13 protein-coding genes and 1 pseudogene are annotated in these 17,211 nt (G+C 67.2%); 7 read left to right on the top strand and 7 right to left on the bottom strand.

Annotated elements, in window-relative coordinates:
* Positions 1-100 precede the first annotated feature (100 nt).
* Both AC0Z2B_RS31915 and AC0Z2B_RS31910 read left to right on the top strand, forming a co-directional pair.
* The gene (locus tag AC0Z2B_RS31915) at positions 101-1,858 is read left to right on the top strand and encodes an ATP-binding protein (protein ID WP_473004118.1); all 1,758 of its coding nucleotides are present in this window, start codon (positions 101-103) and stop codon (positions 1,856-1,858) included.
* Complete coding sequence (locus AC0Z2B_RS31910; protein WP_476302113.1) at positions 1,855-3,240, top strand: sigma-54-dependent transcriptional regulator; 1,386 nt, start codon at positions 1,855-1,857, stop codon at positions 3,238-3,240. Before AC0Z2B_RS31915 ends, AC0Z2B_RS31910 begins: the two co-directional genes overlap by 4 nt.
* Before the next feature lie 45 nt (positions 3,241-3,285).
* Here the strand turns inward: AC0Z2B_RS31910 and AC0Z2B_RS31905 are convergent, their stop codons facing one another.
* Both AC0Z2B_RS31905 and AC0Z2B_RS31900 read right to left on the bottom strand, forming a co-directional pair.
* On the bottom strand, positions 3,286-4,278 hold the full coding sequence (locus AC0Z2B_RS31905; protein ID WP_476302111.1) for an alpha/beta fold hydrolase: 993 nt from the start codon (positions 4,276-4,278) through the stop codon (positions 3,286-3,288).
* 184 nt (positions 4,279-4,462) lie between these two features.
* Positions 4,463-5,044 (bottom strand): annotated as a pseudogene (locus AC0Z2B_RS31900) (uroporphyrinogen decarboxylase/cobalamine-independent methonine synthase family protein); the annotation flags it as partial.
* Between the two features lie 120 nt (positions 5,045-5,164).
* Here AC0Z2B_RS31900 and metR point away from each other — a divergent pair.
* Positions 5,165-6,082, top strand: coding sequence for a transcriptional regulator MetR (gene metR, locus AC0Z2B_RS31895; RefSeq protein WP_416426261.1), 918 nt, complete (start codon positions 5,165-5,167; stop codon positions 6,080-6,082).
* A 93-nt stretch (positions 6,083-6,175) separates the two neighbouring features.
* On the opposite strand, the gene AC0Z2B_RS31890 is transcribed toward metR, so the two are convergent.
* Complete coding sequence (locus AC0Z2B_RS31890) at positions 6,176-6,574, bottom strand: NUDIX hydrolase (protein ID WP_476302108.1); 399 nt, start codon at positions 6,572-6,574, stop codon at positions 6,176-6,178.
* A gap of 189 nt (positions 6,575-6,763) precedes the next feature.
* On the opposite strand from AC0Z2B_RS31890, the gene AC0Z2B_RS31885 reads away from it, so the two are divergent.
* On the top strand, positions 6,764-11,026 hold the full coding sequence (locus AC0Z2B_RS31885; RefSeq protein WP_476302106.1) for a DEAD/DEAH box helicase: 4,263 nt from the start codon (positions 6,764-6,766) through the stop codon (positions 11,024-11,026).
* Between the two features lie 203 nt (positions 11,027-11,229).
* On the opposite strand, the gene AC0Z2B_RS31880 is transcribed toward AC0Z2B_RS31885, so the two are convergent.
* Positions 11,230-12,555 (bottom strand): APC family permease, encoded by a 1,326-nt coding sequence (locus AC0Z2B_RS31880; RefSeq protein WP_476302104.1) that lies wholly within the window; start codon positions 12,553-12,555, stop codon positions 11,230-11,232.
* A 97-nt stretch (positions 12,556-12,652) separates the two neighbouring features.
* Positions 12,653-13,471, bottom strand: coding sequence for a carbon-nitrogen hydrolase family protein (locus tag AC0Z2B_RS31875; RefSeq protein ID WP_476302101.1), 819 nt, complete (start codon positions 13,469-13,471; stop codon positions 12,653-12,655).
* A 177-nt stretch (positions 13,472-13,648) separates the two neighbouring features.
* Between AC0Z2B_RS31875 and AC0Z2B_RS31870 the strand changes: the two genes are divergently transcribed.
* The 3 genes from AC0Z2B_RS31870 to AC0Z2B_RS31860 are packed head-to-tail and all read left to right on the top strand — an operon-like array spanning position 13,649 to position 16,351.
* The gene (locus tag AC0Z2B_RS31870; RefSeq protein WP_476302099.1) at positions 13,649-14,440 is read left to right on the top strand and encodes a helix-turn-helix transcriptional regulator; all 792 of its coding nucleotides are present in this window, start codon (positions 13,649-13,651) and stop codon (positions 14,438-14,440) included.
* Positions 14,441-14,473: 33 nt separating this feature from the next.
* Positions 14,474-16,084, top strand: coding sequence for an FMN-binding glutamate synthase family protein (locus tag AC0Z2B_RS31865; protein WP_476302097.1), 1,611 nt, complete (start codon positions 14,474-14,476; stop codon positions 16,082-16,084).
* A gap of 39 nt (positions 16,085-16,123) precedes the next feature.
* The gene (locus AC0Z2B_RS31860; protein WP_416426270.1) at positions 16,124-16,351 is read left to right on the top strand and encodes a YheU family protein; all 228 of its coding nucleotides are present in this window, start codon (positions 16,124-16,126) and stop codon (positions 16,349-16,351) included.
* A gap of 9 nt (positions 16,352-16,360) precedes the next feature.
* On the opposite strand, the gene csrA is transcribed toward AC0Z2B_RS31860, so the two are convergent.
* Both csrA and AC0Z2B_RS31850 read right to left on the bottom strand, forming a co-directional pair.
* A complete protein-coding gene (gene csrA / locus AC0Z2B_RS31855; protein WP_476302094.1) occupies positions 16,361-16,561 on the bottom strand; it encodes a carbon storage regulator CsrA in 201 nt (66 codons plus the stop codon).
* Positions 16,562-16,740: 179 nt separating this feature from the next.
* Complete coding sequence (locus AC0Z2B_RS31850; protein ID WP_476302092.1) at positions 16,741-17,073, bottom strand: YnfA family protein; 333 nt, start codon at positions 17,071-17,073, stop codon at positions 16,741-16,743.
* Positions 17,074-17,211 lie beyond the last annotated feature (138 nt).

The raw sequence follows: 17,211 nt of genomic DNA, 5'->3' as shown, positions 1-17,211 counted from the left end.
TGGCCCTTGCGTACACTGAAGATCTCGAGCGTACGCAAGGGCCAGCGCAGCCTGCGGCAGCGGCTACAGTGTGTTGCATGACCGACTTAAGCGAGTATCGATGACGCCCCCTGCCCCGAAACCGTCCGCCTTTCGACTGTCGCGCTGGAACCTGCAACGCAAGTTGATCCTGGCGTTCTGGCTGGTCAGCGTGGTGCCGACGATGATCGCCTCCGAACTGGCCGCCACCACCCTGGCCGAAATTTTCGACAGCAACGTGCGCGTCTGGCTGCAGGAATCGACCAAGATCGTCGAGGACGAAATCAGCGAGATCCTGCGCGACAACGCCCGCGTGGCCCAACTGTTCCTGCGCTACGCCCGGGCCGAGGCACCCACCGAGAAACGCGCGCAGCACCAGGACAAACTGATCGGTGACATCGCCGATGCCATGGGCATCGACGTGGTGGCGCTGATCCGCAGCCGTGACCACAAGGTGGTGTTCTCCACCGCTGCCGCCGACGTGGTGGAACAGATCAGCCTGGCGCCCGACGCCGTGCTGCAGACCATCCACAACGGCAGCGCGCGCATCGGCACCGTGGTCTCCACCTTCCCCACCCAGCAGAACGGCGAAGACTACCAGCTGCTGGTCGCCACTTTCCTCGACGCCAGCTTCCTGACCAGCGTCGCCGACGTGCACACCCTCGACCTGCGCCTGTACCTGTCCAGCGACCAGGGCTACGCCGAGGTGTTTTCCAGCCAGCGCTTCGAAAACCACCCGCCCCTGTTGCCACAACGCATCGAGCAGGTGCTGCGCGACACCAAGAGCCCCACCGAACAGTTCACCAGCCAGTACAGCGGCCTGTACCGGCCCCTGCTCAATGACAAGGGCAACCTGCAGGGCGTGGTGTTCAGCGGCCTGCTGCGCCACAGCAACCTGCTGGGGCTGGTGAACCAGAGCAACCTGTTCGTGCTGATTTTCCTGCTCAGCTCGGCGCTGTCCCTGGGTGTCGGCACCCTGGTGACGCGGCGGTTCACCCGGCCGATGCGCGCCCTGTCCGAAGGCGTGCGCGCGGTGACCGCCGGCGACTACAGCCAGCAGGTGGAAGTGCTGGGCAACGACGAGCTGGCCGAGCTGGGCGTGACCTTCAACCACATGACCAAAGGCTTGCAGGCCCTGCAGCACCTGGAGGCGCAGATGCGCCGCCGCGACCGCCTGCACACCATGGGCGAAGTGGCCATGGGCCTGGCCCACGAAATTCGCAACCCGCTGGGCATCATCAAGACCGCCACCCAGCTGCTGCACCGCCGCGCAGCCCTGCCAGAGGCGGACATGCGCCACCTGGAATACGTGATCTCGGAAGTCACCCGCATCAACGAACTGATCACCGAGTTCCTCGATTTCGCCAAGCCCAGCCCGCCGATCCGCACTGTGATGTCGGCGCGGGCGCTGCTGGAAGACATACTCGGCTTCTGCGCGCCGGAGCTTGCCACCCACGACATCCACGCGCTGATCGAAGACCAGGCCCCCGGCGCCACGCTGTACGCCGACAGCCGCCAGCTCAAGCAGGCCTGCCTGAACCTGGTGCTCAACGCCATCGACGCCATGCCCGACGGCGGCCACCTGGTGCTGGGCATCGGCACCGACGGCGCCAACACGCGCCTGAGCGTGGAAGACGACGGCCAGGGCATTTCCAGCGACCTGATGGAGCGCATCTTCAACCCGTTCGTCACCACCAAGGCCTCGGGCACCGGCCTTGGGCTTGCAAAAGTGTTCTCGATCATGGAAAACCATGACGGTCGCGTGGAGTGCATCAGCACCCCGGGCCAAGGCGCCACGTTCAACCTGTACATACCGGCCCGCGAAGGAGAGCCCGCTTGAGCCATAACGTCCTGGTAGTCGACGACGAGCCGAAACTCTGCGACCTGCTGGTCTCGGCGCTCAGCCAGGACCAGGTGCAGGTGTTCACCGCCGGCAACGGCCTGCTGGCGCTGGAGGTGATGGAGCAGGAAAGCATCGACCTGGTCATCAGCGACTGGCGCATGCCCGGCATGGACGGCCCGCAGCTGCTGGCCGAGATCAAGCAGCGCTTTCCCCAGGTGCCGGTCATTGTCATGACCGCCTATTCCACGGTGAAGAACGCCGTGAAGTCCATGCGCGACGGGGCCTTCGACTACATCGCCAAGCCGTTCGACATCGACGAGCTGGACATCACCGTGCACAAGGCGCTGCAGTTCCGCGACATCCTGCGCGACAACGCGCGCATGCGCGCAGAACTCGACAACCATCACCAGTTCGACAACCTGGTGGGCGAGAGCCCGGCCTTCCGCCGGGTGTTGCAGGCCATCGATTCGGTGCGCGAGAGCAGCGCCACCATCCTGCTGACCGGCGAGAGTGGCACCGGCAAGGAAATGGTCGCGCGCGCCATCCACCAGCACGGCAACCGCGCCGACCAGCCGTTCGTGGCGGTGAACTGCGCGGCCATTCCCGAGGGGCTGCTGGAAAGCGAGATGTTCGGCCACCGCAAGGGCGCCTTCACCGGCGCCGTCAGCGACCGCATCGGCCGTTTCCAGCAGGCCGACAAGGGCACGCTGTTCCTCGACGAGGTGGGCGACATGCCCCTGGCGCTGCAGGCCAAGATTCTGCGCGCGCTGCAGGAACGGCTGATCGAGCCGGTGGGCGACATCCGCGAGCGCAAGGTGGACGTGCGGGTCATCGCCGCCACCCATAAGAACCTGGTGGAAGCCGTGGCGCGCAAGGAGTTTCGCGAAGACCTGTATTACCGCCTCAACGTCTTCCCCATCCCCCTGCCCGCCCTGCGCGAGCGCAGCGAGGACATCCCCGGCCTGGCCCACCACTTCGCCGGCCTGCTGGGCGCCGAGGCCGGCAAGCGCATCACCGGCTTCAGCCCGCAGGCCATGCAGTCGATGCTCAACTACCCGTGGCCGGGCAACATCCGCGAACTGCAGAACTGCGTGGAACGCGCGACCATCGTCGCCCAGGGCGCGCTGATCGAACAGCAGGACCTGCCTGCGTACCTGTTCGAGGCCGCTGCCGGGCAGGCCGACGAGGCCGTGCCCGGCGGCGTGCCCAACGACCTGGACGGCAAGCTGGCCGAGGTGGAAAAAGCCTGGATCCTCGCCGCCCTGCAGCAGACCAACGGCGTGCAGGCTGCGGCGGCACAGTTGATGGGCATTACCGAGCGCAGCCTGTGGTACCGGCTGAAGAAGCTGGCGATTCAGGTCAGCAAGTTCGCTCGGTAGGCGCCACCGTCGACAACTACCCCACTCCCACGCGGTGCTCGGGGGCTACAACCCTGCCACCGGCGCGTCGTGCAGTTTCTGTGCATCCAGGTAGGGCAACACCGCCGCCAGCAACGGCGCCTTGAACGCCTCCTGGAACCGGTGCGCCAACCCCGGAATCAGCTTCAGCTCGCTGCCACGGATATGCGCCGCCAGGTGCACGCCGTGCATCACCGGCAGTAGCGGGTCGGCCGTGCCATGCACCACCAGGGTCGGCACCCGCAGGTTGTCCAGCAGCGTCACCCGGCTGGGCTCGGCGAGTATCGCCAGAATCTGCCGCTTCACGCCTTCGGGGTTGAACGCGCGGTCGTAGGACACCGCCGCCTGGTGCAGCAGCACCTGGCGGTCGTCCACCACGTCCGGGCTGCCCAGCGCCGCCAGCAGGTCGGCCTGCTGCTCGATGGCCACCTCGCGGTTCGGCGCGCCACGCCGGGCCAGCAGTTGCAGCAGCGCCGGTCTGGGCATGGGCAGGCCGGGGTCGCCGGAGCTGCTCATGATCAGCGTCAGGCTTTCCACCCGCTGCGGCGCCATGGCTGCCATGTGCTGGGCGATCATGCCGCCCATGCTCGCGCCCAACAGGTGAAAGCGCCCCACGTGCAGCGCGTCCATCAGGCCCAGGCCGTCGCCGGCCATGTCGGTCAGGCTGTAGGGCGCCGACACCGGCAGGCCGAGCTTGTAGCGCAGCACCTCGAAGGTCAGGTTGACGCTGTCGGGGGCCTGGGCCCAGCTGGACAGGCCAACGTCGCGGTTGTCATAGCGAATCACCCGGAAGCCCTGCTCGCACAGCGCCACCACCACTTCGTCGGGCCAGTGGATCAGTTGCCCACCCAGGCCCATCACCAACAGCAACGCCGGGTCGGAGTCGCGACCGATGCTCTGATAGGCCAGGTTGACGTCCTTGAGCAGTGCGTGACGCACCGGGACGTTTACATCACAGCTAGACGCCGCGAAAGAAGAAAGGCTGCACAACAGCGCCGCCAGAAACAAAATTGCCCGCATGAAAAACACCACAAACGCAGATCCCCAGTAGAGCGCGAGTGTGATGAACTTCGTGCGGGCGCGCTGCCACAGTTCAGTGACAGTTTGATGAACCTCGCTGAATGGTCACTCAGCTGGTGATGTGGCAGGCATGGCCGGCGGGGCGCAGGTCGGGCAGCAGGGCGCCCAGGTCGGCCAACCAGCGCGCGCCGGACAGCCACAGGTTTTCGCCGAAGCGCCGGCGGGCGGGCTGCAATTGTGCCTGCACCGCTTCCAGCTCGCAGCACCACAGGTCGGCACCATCGATGGCCACCGCCAGGGACAGCACCTTATAGCTGGGTACCCGGTCCAGCACCGCGGTGAGCTGCTCGGGGGCGCTGGCCAGGTCCACGTGCAGGCCGTCCACCGGCAGGTGCGCGGCCAGGCCGAGGTTGTCCTGCAGCGCGCCGCCGTAGGTGGCCAGCAGCTTCTTCAGCGGCGAGTACTGGAGGATGTGATAGGCGCGCTCGAAGGCGCTCTTCCAGGCCTGGGGCAACGCCTGGGTGAGGATTGGCTCGTCGATCTGCACCCACTCCACGCCCAGGCGCGCCAGGCGCACCAGGATCTCGCCGTACACCGGCAGCACCACTTCCAGGCGGCTCAGCGCACGCACATCGCTGCCGTTGGCCTGGTCCAGCCACAGGTAGCTCAGCGGCCCCATCAGCACCGGCCGTGGCATCTCGCCGCGCGCCCGGGCCTGTTCGACCTCGTCCAGCAGGCGTTGGGTGTAGAACGACAGGTCGTGTGGGGTGGCGTTGGCCATGGTGCGGTACTCCGTATTCGATGGGCGCATTATCGACATCCGGCACAACATGAGACAAACTCAATCTATTCGTGTTGATCACAAGAAATTTTCATAGAGGCGCTCATGCTGGAAATCCGACACCTGAAAACCCTGCACGCCTTGCGCGAGGCCGACAGCCTGGTGGAAGCCGCCGAGCGCCTGCACCTGACGCAATCGGCGCTGTCGCACCAGTTCAAGGAGCTGGAAGAGCGCCTGGGCCTGCCACTGTTCATGCGCAAGACCAAACCCATTCGCTTCACCAGCGCCGGCCTGCGCCTGCTTCAATTGGCCGATGCCACCCTGCCGCTGCTGCGCGGCGCCGAGCGCGATATCGCGCGGCTGGCCGGCGGCACCGCCGGGCGCCTGCACATGGCCATCGAGTGCCACAGCTGCTTCCAGTGGCTGATGCCCACCATCGACCAGTTCCGCGACGCCTGGCCGGAAGTGGAACTGGACCTGGCCTCGGGCTTCGCCTTCGCGCCGCTGCCGGCCCTGGCCCGCGGCGACCTGGACCTGGTGGTGACCAGCGACCCGCTGGAACTGCCGGGCATCACCTACGTGCCGCTGTTCACCTACGAGGCCATGCTGGCGGTGGCCAACCAGCACGCGCTGGCCAGCAAGCCATACATCGTGCCCGATGACCTGGCCAGCGAGACCCTGATCACCTACCCGGTGGAGCGCGACCGCCTGGACATCTTCACCCGCTTCCTGGAGCCGGCCGACGTCGAGCCTGCCCAGGTGCGCACCTCGGAGCTGACGGTGATGATGATGCAACTGGTGGCCAGCGGCCGCGGCGTCTGCGGCATGCCGCACTGGGCGCTGCATGAATACAGCTCGCGCGGCTACGTGAAGGGCAAGCGCCTGGGCGAGAAAGGCCTGTTCGCCACGCTGTACGCGGCGGTGCGCGCCGACATGCTCGACGCGCCGTACATGCGCGACTTCCTGCTGACGGCCAAGGACACCTCGTTCTCGACCCTGGATGGGGTCAGCGCGGTGCGCTGATCCCGTTGTCGCCGCTGCCGCAGGCTGCGCTGGCCCTCGTTTGCACAGGAGATTTTCAGCGAGGCTCAGGGCCAGCGCAGCCTGCGGCAGCGGCTACAGGGCAGTGTAAATCGGCAGTATGTGGTCGCGGGTGAGTGGCGCCAGTTCCAGCTGGGCATGGCTGTCGCCATCCACCCAGACCGCCTCTTCGATCTCGGCGGCAATGGTCACCGGCCCCGCCACGTCGACGCGGAACAGCTCGCAGCGCACCTCGAAGCCCGGCTCGTTGGCCGCCGGCGCGCTGAAGGCGCCCAGATACTGCGCCTGGGTGGTGTCGATGCGTACGCCCAGTTCCTCGTCCAGTTCGCGGGCCAGGGCATGCACCGGCTGCTCGCCGGGCTCGATCTTGCCGCCAGGCTGCATGAACGCCAGGGTGTTGCGCTTGCGCACCAGCAGGGTCTTGCCGTCGGGGCCGATCAGCAGGGCGGCAGCGATGTGGATGGTACGGTTCATGGCGGCTCCCGGGAAAAATCGCGAAGTATACGCGGCTCGTCTCGGGACTCAATCACGGCGACTACCGGCCGCCCGCGCGGCCTTTCGCGGGTAAAACCGGCTCCTACATTTTATTGCAACGTGCCATGGCCTGTTGGAAAGGTGTCGGCGGTGGTTGCAACTTGCAGCCAGCGAGGGCATCAATACTCAATGAACCTGCCTGCCTCCGACGACCCGGCGCTCGACGGTTTCCACCCCGCCGTGCGTGCCTGGTTCCAGCACACCTTCCCGGCCGTGACCCCGGCCCAGGCGCGCGCCTGGCCATTGATCAAGGCCGGCGAGTCGCTGCTGGTGGCGGCGCCCACCGGTTCGGGCAAGACCCTGACGGCGTTCCTGGCGGTGATCGACGACCTGGTGCAGCTGGGCGACGCCTTGCCCGGGCAGACCCTGGTGGTCTACGTGTCGCCGCTCAAGGCGCTGTCCAACGACATCCAGATCAACCTGCAACACCCCTTGGCCGGCATCGGCGAACAGCTGCAGGCCATGGGCCTGCCGCCGGTGTCGATCCGCACGGCGGTGCGCACCGGCGACACCCCGCAGAAAGAGCGCGCGGCCATGCGCAAGCAGGCGCCGCACATCCTGGTCAGCACCCCGGAATCGCTGTATGTGCTGCTGGGCTCGGCCTCGGGGCGCAAGATGCTCGGCAACGTCGGCACGGTGATCGTCGACGAGATCCACGCCGTGGCCGCCAGCAAGCGCGGCAGCCACCTGGCGCTGAGCCTGGAACGCCTGCAGGCGTTGTGCCCGGCGCCGCTGCGGCGTATCGGCCTGTCGGCCACCCAGCAACCCATCGAGCGCGTGGCGCGCTTCCTGGTGGGGCACGAACGGCCGTGCGCCATCGTCGACATCGGCCATGCGCGGCCGCGCGACCTGGCCATCGAGGTGCCGCCGGTACCGCTGGGCGCAGTGATGGCCAACGACGTGTGGCTGCTGGTCTACGACCGCCTCGCCGAACTGAGCCGCCAGCACCGCACCACGCTGATATTCGTCAACACCCGGCGCCTGGCCGAACGCCTGGCGCGGCATTTAAGCGACCGCCTGGGCCGCGACGCGGTGGCCGCCCACCACGGCAGCCTGGCCAAGGAGCAACGGCTGGACGCCGAACAGCGGCTCAAGCGCGGCGAGCTACGAGTGCTGGTGGCCACCGCCTCGCTGGAGCTGGGCCTGGACATCGGCGACGTCGAGCTGGTGTGCCAGATCGCCTCGCCGCGCTCGATCTCGGCGTTCCTGCAACGGGTCGGGCGCTCAGGCCACCAGGTCGGCGGCACGCCCAAGGGCCGGCTGTTCGCCACCTCGCTGGACGACCTGATCGAATGCGCGGCGCTGCTCGACTGCGTGCGCCGCGGCGAGCTGGATGTGCTGCACGTGCCCAAGGCGCCGCTGGACGTGCTGGCCCAGCAGATTATCGCCGAGGTCAGTTGCCAGGAATGGCACGAAGACGCGCTGCTGGCGCTGATGCAGCGGGCCATGCCCTACGCGCAGCTGGACCCGGCCCACTACCAGGCGCTGCTGCGCATGCTCGCCGAGGGCTACAGCGGCCGCCAGGGCGTGCGCGCCGCCTACCTGCACCGCGACGCGGTCAGCGGCACCCTGCGTGGCCGCCGCGGCGCGCAACTGACCGCGGTCACCAGCGGCGGCACCATCCCCGACAACGCCGACTACAGCGTGGTACTGGAACCCCAGGGCCTGAACGTGGGCAGCGTCAACGAAGACTTCGCGGTGGAAAGCATTGCCGGCGATATCTTCCAGCTCGGCAACACCTCGTACCGCATCCTGCGCATCGAGACCGGCCGGGTGCGCGTGGAAGACGCCCAGGGCCAGCCGCCGAACATTCCGTTCTGGCTGGGCGAGGCGCCGGGGCGCAGCGACGAACTTTCCCTGGCGGTGGCGCGCCTGCAAGGGCATATCGACGAACGCCTGGGCGCCCTCGACGGCCAGTTGCCGGCGCTGGTCCAGCAGCTGCAGGCCGAGCTGGGCCTGGGCGCCGACAGCGCCGAGCAACTGGTGGATTACCTGGCCCGCACGCGCAACGCCCTGGGCGCCCTGCCCTCCCACGACACGTTGATCATGGAGCGTTTCTTCGACGAGTCCGGCGGCACCCAGCTGATCATCCACACGCCGTTCGGCAGCCGCATCAACCGCGCCTGGGGCCTGGCGCTGCGCAAGCGCTTCTGCCGCACCTTCAACTTCGAGCTGCAGGCGGCCGCCAGCGAAGACGCCATCGTGCTGTCGCTGTCCACCAGCCATAGCTTCGCCCTGGACGAGGTGTGGCGTTACCTCAACAGCAACAGCGCCGAACACCTGCTGATCCAGGCCGTGCTCGATGCGCCGCTGTTCGGCGTGCGCTGGCGCTGGACCACCGGCGTGGCCCTGGCGCTGCCGCGCTACACCGGCGGGCGCAAGGTGGCGCCGCAGGTGCAGCGCATGAAGAGCGAGGACCTGATTGCCACAGTGTTCCCCGACCAGATCGCCTGCCTGGAAAACATCGTCGGCGAGCGCGAGATTCCCGACCATCCGCTGGTGGAACAGACCCTCGACGACTGCTTGCACGAGGCCATGGACAGCGAAGGCTGGCTGGCCCTGCTGCGGCGCATGGAACAGGGCCAGGTGCGCCTGATCAGCCACGACCTGCCGGCGCCCTCGCCGCTGGCTGCGGCGATTCTGAATGCACGGCCTTATGCGTTTCTCGACGACGCGCCGCTGGAGGAACGCCGCACCCAGGCGGTGCTCAGCCGCCGCTGGCACGAACCCCAGGCCGCCGACGACCTGGGCGCGCTAGACGCCGAGGCGATCACCGCCGTGGCCGCCGAAGCCTGGCCTGCGCCCCACAGCCTTGACGAGATGCACGAAGCGCTGATGCAACTGGCAGCCATCAACAGCCACGAAACCGCCGGCCAGCCCCAGTGGCAAGCCTGGCTGCAGGCCCTGGCGGCGGGCGGCCGCGCAACGCTGATGGACGCCGGCAACGGCCAGCTGCTGTGGCTGGCGGTGGAACGCCTGCCGCTGCTGCAGGCGCTGTACCCCGCGGCGCGCTGCACGCCGGCCTTGCAGCCGCTGCCCGGCTTCGACGAGCCTTGGGCCAGCGACGACGCCTGCCAGGAACTGCTGCGCGCGCGCCTGAGCGGCTTCGCGCCGCTGCGCCTGGGGGAAATCGCCGGGCCGCTGAACCTGCCGCTGCCCCAGGTGGAACAGGCGCTGGCGCGACTCGAAGGCCAGGGCTACCTGCTGCGCGGCCAGTTCCGCCCCGGGCTGCGCGACAGCCAGTGGTGCGAGCGGCACCTGCTGGCGCGCATTCACCGCTACACGGTCAAGCGCTTGCGCCGGGAGATCGAGCCGGTCAGCCTGCAGGACTTCATGCGCTTCCTGCTCGATTGGCAGCACCTGGGCAGCAGCACCCGCCTGCAAGGCCAGGCGGCGCTAGGCCAGGTGCTCGACCTGCTGGAGGGCTACAGCGCGCCGGCCGGGGCCTGGGAAAGCGACCTGCTGCCCTGCCGCCTCAAGGGCTACAGCGGCCAATGGCTGGACGACGCCTGCCGCACCGGCAAGACCCTGTGGACGCGCCTGGCCGCCAGCGGCAAGGCGCTGACCGCGACCTTGCGCAGCACGCCCATCGTGCTGCTGCCGCGGGCGCGGGCCAACCTGTGGCGCGGCCTGTCGCCGGCTGTGGGCGTGGATGAACTGTCCCCGCGGGCGCGCAAGGTGCACGAGGTGCTGGGCCAGCACGGCGCACTGTTCTTCGACGAGTTGGGCAGCGACGCGCACCTGCTGCGCAGCGAGCTGGAAACCGCCCTGCAGGAGCTGGTGTCGGCGGGCCTGGTGAACGCCGACAGCTTCGCCGGCCTGCGCGCGCTGATCACCCCCGCCAGCAAACGCCAGGCCCGCAGCCCCCGGCGCGGGCGCGGCGCGTTCATCGGCGGCATGGACGACGCCGGGCGCTGGGCGCTGCTGCGGCCAGTAGGCAACGACGAGCGTGACCCGCTGGAAGAAGTGGCCATGACCTTGCTACGCCGCTACGGCGTGGTGTTCTGGCGATTGCTGGAGCGCGAGGCCGACTGGCTGCCCAGCTGGCGCGAGCTGCTGCGCACCTACCATCGCCTGGAGGCCCGCGGCGAGATACGCGGCGGGCGTTTTGTCAGCGGCCTGGCGGGTGAGCAATTCGCCCTGCCCGAGGCCATTCCGGTGCTGCGCGAGGTGCGCAGGCGGCCGCTGGACGACAGCCTGGTGGCCATCAGCGCCAGCGACCCGCTGAACCTGGCCGGCACCCTGCTGCCCGGCGCCAAGGTGCCGGCCAACAGCGGCAACCGCCTGGTGCTGCGCGACGGCTTGCCGGTGGCGGCGATCGTCGCCGGCAAGCCGCAGTACTGGGAAGCCGAAACCCCAGCGCTGCGCGCCGCGTTGCTGCATACCCCGTAGCAGCTGCCGCCAGGCTGCGTCACCCGCACCGCGAACCATCAGGCATAGGCGGCGGCCTCGGACGCAGCCTGCGGCAGCTGCTACGTGGGTTCGGCGGGCTGCGCGGGAGGCAATCGCGCCAGGCACCTGTAGCAGCGGCCAAAGGCCGCGTCCGAACACACCGCGCCATAGGACGCAGCCTGGCGGCAGCTGCTACGAGGCGGTTATGTCGCTTCCTGGAAATCCATCTCCGGCGGCTGGCGGCGCAGGCCGCCGGTCAGCACCAGCAGGTACACGCAGCCCAGCGCCAGCCAGCTGACGCCGAGGATGATCGCCAGGTGGTCGAGGCTGATCATCAGCCACAGGTCCGCCAGCAGGCCGATCAACGGGCACAGCAGGAACAGCAGCATTTCGCGCGGCCCGCGTTTGTCGCCGTTGATCCAGTAATGGAAGATCACCGACAGGTTCACCAGGCTGAAGGCCAGGAACGCGCCGAAGTTGATGAACGAGGTGGAGGTGGTCACGTCCATTTTCAGCGCCAGCAGCGCCACCACGCCGCACAGCAGGATGCTGTTGACCGGCGTACCGAAGCGCTCGCTGAGCCTGCCGAAGAACGCCTTGGGCAACACGCCGTCGCGGCCCATGGCGAACAGCAGCCGCGAACCGCTGGCTTGCGCCGACAGCCCCGAGGCGAACTGGCCGACGATCAGGCCGATCATGAAGATCGACACGAACAGGTCGCCACCGATGTTGCGAGCAATCTCATAGGCCGCCGAGTCGACGTTGTCGAACACGAACGAGGGGTGCGCCAGCTGCACGAAGTACGACACCGCCACGAAGATCAGCCCGCCAATCAGGGTGATGAGCATGATCGCCCGCGGGATGGTGCGGCGCGGGTCGCGGGTTTCCTCGGTGAGGGTGCTGACCGCATCGAAGCCCAGGAACGAGTAGCAGGCGATGGCCGCGCCGCTCATCACCAGGGGCATCTGCATGTCGCCGTTGAAGAACGGCGCCAGGGTCCACAGCGGCGTGCTGGCGTCACCGGCGACGTAGTGCACGGCCAGCGCGACGAAGGCCACCAGCACCAGGAACTGCACCAGCATCAGCAGCGCGTTGACGGTGTTGGCCAGCTTAAGGCCCACGCAGTTGATCAGGCTGGTGACGCCGATGAACGCCAGCACCCACAGCCACTGCGGCACGGCGGGGAATGCCGAACCCAGGTAGGCGGCGCCGATCAGCCAGATGGCCATGGGCAGGAACAGGTAGTCCAGCAGCACCGCCCAGCCAGCGAGGAAGCCCAGCTTGGGGCTGATGGCCTTGCGCACGTAGCTGTAGGCCGAGCCGGCCACCGGGAAAGCCGCAGCCATGCGCCCGTAGCTCATGGCGGTGAAGAACATCGCCACCAGCGCCGCCAGGTAGGCGGCCGGCACCATGCCGGCGGTAGACTGGGCGAGGATGCCGAAGGTGCCCAGGACGATGATCGGGGTCATGTAGGCGATGCCGAACAGCACCACCGAACCCAGGGAAAGGGTGCGTTGCAAACGAGCCATGTACGACTACTCCGCGAATTATTGGATTTATGGCAGAACCGAGGTCGGCAAAAACAGTGGGCGGCGGGCCTCTGCGGGCCCGCGCGCCAAGGGTGGATCAGCGCGGGATCAGCAGCTCGCGCAAGCCGTTGGCATGCTCGACCACCTCACCGGGCAGGCGCAGGCGCTGGTCGTCCAGGTAGCGGTAGTCCTTGCGCGCGGCTTGCAGGCGGGCCAGGTCCAGCTCGACGCTGAACTGCTGCTCGTCGCGCCCGGCTTCTTCAAGCAGGGTGCCGAATGGGTCCACCAGGGCGCTGCCACCGGCGAACACCAGGCCGCCGTCACCCTCGCCAACACGGTTGACCATCAGCGCGAACGCCTGGTTTTCCTGGGCGCGGGCCATGATCGCGGTGCGGTGGGTGGGCCCGTAGGGGTCCATGTTGCCGTTGGTGACGATGATCAGCTCGGCGCCCAGTTGCCCCAGGGCGCGGGCGCTTTCCGGGAACTCGATGTCGTAGCAGATCAGCAGGCCCACGCGCACGCCCTGCCACAGGGTGGTGGCGAAGCGGTCGCCGGCGCTGAACACGCCACGGTCCGAGGCCCAGAGGTGGGTCTTGCGGTACTTGAGGGCGATGCCTTCGGGGGTGATCAGCAGCGTGGTGTTGTAGAACCTTCCCTGGTCGTGCTCGGCCACGCCAATCACCACGGCGATGTCGCGCTCGCGGGCAGCCTGCTCGATGGCGCGCACGGTGGGGCCGTCCAGCGGCTCGGCGACGGCGGCCACGGTGTGGGCGGAGGGGAAGCCCATCAGGTGGGTTTCCGGGAACACCACCAGGCGAGTATCCTCGGCGCACGCGGCAATGGCCGCCAGGGCGCGCTCCAGGTTGTACGCGGTGGCATTGTCCTGGCCCGCCAGCTGGGCAAGTTCGACCTTCATGGGTTCTCCTTGTTGGATAATGAATTGCCGTAGCAGCGGCCGCAGGCCGCGTCACTGCCAACGCCGTGGTGGCGCCGGACGCCGCCTGGCGGCAGCTGCTACGGGATTGAGCCAGTATGCGCAGCACACCCCGCCAGGGGAATTACGCAGCCGGGGTAACCCGATAGGGGTAGTTGCATGAGTCTTTCGCTGGACGACGTGGCCTGGCACCGGGCCGTCGGGCAATTGATCGAGGGCCTCGACAAGGCCAATTTCTGGACCCGCCTGGTGCGCCTGCTGGGCGAGTACGTCAGCTTCGACAGCTGGGTGGCGCTGCTTTTCAGCAGCAACCAGCGGCCGGTGGTGTTCGCCGAGTGCCCGGGCGAGGACGGCAGCCCCGACCAGCTGTTCCAGGACTACCTCAAGGGCCTGTACCTGTTGGACCCGTTCTACATCGCCAGCCGCGAGCCCACGCCCGACGGCCTGTACCGCCTGGCCGAGGTGGCGCCCGAGCATTTCGAGCTGACCGAATACTACCAGCGCTACTTCCGCCTGAACGTGGTGGCCGACGAGATCCAGTTCAACTGCCGCATCGACGCTGACCGCACGCTGTGCCTGTCCCTGGGCAGCACCCGGCGCTTCGGCAATGAGCAGATTGCGCTGCTGTCGCTTGTCCAGCCGTGGGTGCTGGCGCTGCTGCGTCAGCGCCTGGCGTTCGAGGACAGCAACCCGCCCGCGGTGGCCGCCGCCCCGGACTGGCGGGTGCAGCTGGAGGCCTCGGTGCAGCAGCTCAAGGGCGCGCAGCTGACCGCACGCGAGCTGGACGTGGGCCGGCTGATGCTCAGCGGCTGCTCCAGCAAGGAGATCGCGCGCAAGCTGGATATTTCGGTGGAAACCGTGAAGGTGCACAAGAAACACATGTACAGCAAGCTGGGCATCAAGTCGCAATCCGAGCTATTTTCCATATTCCTGCAGGCCCAGAACACCTGAGCCTGACATGTACTGGTCACCCGGGGATATTGCATGAGCCTGTCGCTGCTGAGCCGCTACGCCTTCTTTGCCGCCTGTGTCCTGTTCACCCTCGCCTGCATGCCGTTCATGCAGCACGACTGGCTGTGGCCGTTCGCGTTCAGCAGCGGCGTGCTCAGCCTGATCGGCATTTTCGACCTGCTGCAGACGCCGCACGCGGTGCGCCGCAACTACCCCATCCTGGGCAATATCCGCTACCTGGTGGAGGGCATACGGCCGGAGATCCGCCAATACCTGCTGGAGTCCGACAGCGACGCCCTGCCCTTCTCCCGCGCCCAGCGCTCGCTGGTGTACGCCCGGGCCAAGAACGAGACCGCCGACAAGCCCTTCGGCACGCTGATCGACGTGTACCACCCCGGCTTCGAGTTCATTGGCCATTCCATGCGCCCGGCGCCGCTCAGCGACCCGGCCAGCTTCCGGGTAATCATCGGCGGGCCGCAGTGCACCCAGCCCTATTCGGCGTCGATCTTCAACATTTCCGCCATGAGCTTCGGCGCCCTCAGCGCCAACGCCATCCGCGCGCTGAACCAGGGCGCCAAGCTGGGCAACTTCGCCCACGACACCGGCGAGGGCAGCATCAGCCCGTACCACCGCGAGCACGGCGGCGACCTGACCTGGGAGCTGGGCAGCGGCTACTTTGGTTGCCGCACCAGCAGCGGCCTGTTCGACCCGGAGAAATTCGCCGTGCAGGCCCGCGAACCGCAGGTGCGCATGATCGAGATCAAGATGAGCCAGGGCGCCAAGCCCGGCCATGGCGGCATCCTGCCCAAGCACAAGGTCACCCGCGAAATCGCCGACACCCGCGGGGTGATGATGGGCGAGGACTGCGTGTCGCCGTCACGCCATTCGGCGTTCTCCACGCCCATCGAGATGATGCATTTCATCGCCCAACTGCGCGAACTGTCGGGCGGCAAACCGGTGGGGTTCAAGTTCTGCATGGGCCACCCGTGGGAGTTCATGGGCATCGCTAAGGCCATGCTGGAGACGGGCATCCTGCCGGACTTCATCGTGGTGGACGGCAAGGAAGGCGGCACTGGTGCCGCGCCCGTGGAGTTCACCGACCACATGGGCACGCCCATGCGCGAGGGCCTGCTGTTCGTGCACAACACCCTGGTGGGCATGAACCTGCGCGACAAGATCAAGCTGGGCGCCAGCGGCAAGATCGTCAGCGCGTTCGACATCGCCAGCGTGCTGGCCATCGGCGCCGACTGGGCCAACTCGGCGCGCGGCTTCATGTTTGCCATTGGTTGCATCCAGTCGCAGAGCTGCCACACCAACAAATGCCCCACCGGCGTCGCCACCCAGGACCTGCTGCGCCAGCGCGCCCTGGTGGTGCCGGACAAGGCCAACCGGGTGCTCAACTTCCACCACAACACCCTCAAGGCGCTGGCGGAAATGCTCGCCGCCGCCGGCCTGGTGCACCCCTCGCAGCTGGAAGCCAAGCACCTGGTGCGGCGCATGTCGGCCACCGAGGTGAAGCTGTTTTCCCAGCTGCATGTGTTCCTCAAGCCCGGTGAGCTGCTCAGTGGCGAGGTCAGTGGCGAGTTCTACCAGCGCATGTGGGCCATGGCCCGCGCCGACAGTTTCGAGCCGAATGCCATCTGACCCGCATGGTAAGATGCGTGACATTTTGCGAGAGCTGCCATGCTGATTCCCCACGACCAACTGTCGCCCGAGACCCTGACCCTGCTGATCGAGGACTTCGTCACCCGCGACGGCACCGACAACGGCGACGAGACGCCGTTGCAGACCCGCGTGGAGCGGGTCCGCCACGCCCTGGCGAAGGCCCAGGCCTTCATCGTGTTCGACCCCGAGAGCCAGCAGTGCACGCTGATGCTCAAGCACGATATTCCCAAGGAGCTGTTCGACTGACGGCAGCGCCTAGCTGCCGTGCATCACCGCCGCCGCTTCGCGCGCCGTCTGCGCCATGATGCGCCGGTACACTTCGGCACGGTGAATCTCGATGTGCTTGGGCGCCTGGATGCCAAACCGCACCTGGTTGCCCCGCACCTCGATAATTTTTACCCAGATGTCATCGCCTATGGCAATGGCCTCGCCCACCGATCGCGTCAATACCAGCATCGTCCAACCCTCACGCTCATTGAATGAACCCTGAGACTGCGCCGGGTATTGACCGCTATCAATGCTTACGGATCAAAACAGGATCGCCCTACAAGCTTTGTCGACTTTGCCTACAGAAAAGTCTGAGGAAATGACGTAGGAACGAACCAAATCACACCAATTCGAACGCCATTCAACCCTTATGAACTGTGCAGTTTCGGGCCCCACAGGATGATGCTCGCGCCGATCACGCACAGCACCGCGCCGAGCCAGTCGCTGCCCGCCGGGCGCACCCGTTCCACCAGCGCCAGCCAGGCCAGCGAGGTCACGATGTACAGGCCACCGTAGGCGGCGTAGGCTCGCCCGGCGTAGGCAGCTTCGACGCGGGTGAGCAGCAGCGCGAAGCAGGTCAGGCTGAGCAATGCGGGCACCGTCCACCAGGCGCTCTTGCCCAGGCGCAGCCACATATAGAAGGCGTAGCAGCCGGCGATTTCGAAGACCGCCGCCAAAATGAACCACAGATAGTTGAGCACAGCGCCTCCCGTGTCTAGTCCTGAAATAGGTTTACACCTCTTTCAGTCTCAAAACGCCCGATGCACCGCATCGGGCGTTTTGTATTTCAGGGAGAGATGTGGTCGCTCCCCGTTGTAGATCAGTACAGATTCATCCAC

The organism is Pseudomonas sp. GYB4201 (assembly GCF_056312595.1).
This window is presented reverse-complemented; position numbering and strand designations above follow the sequence as displayed.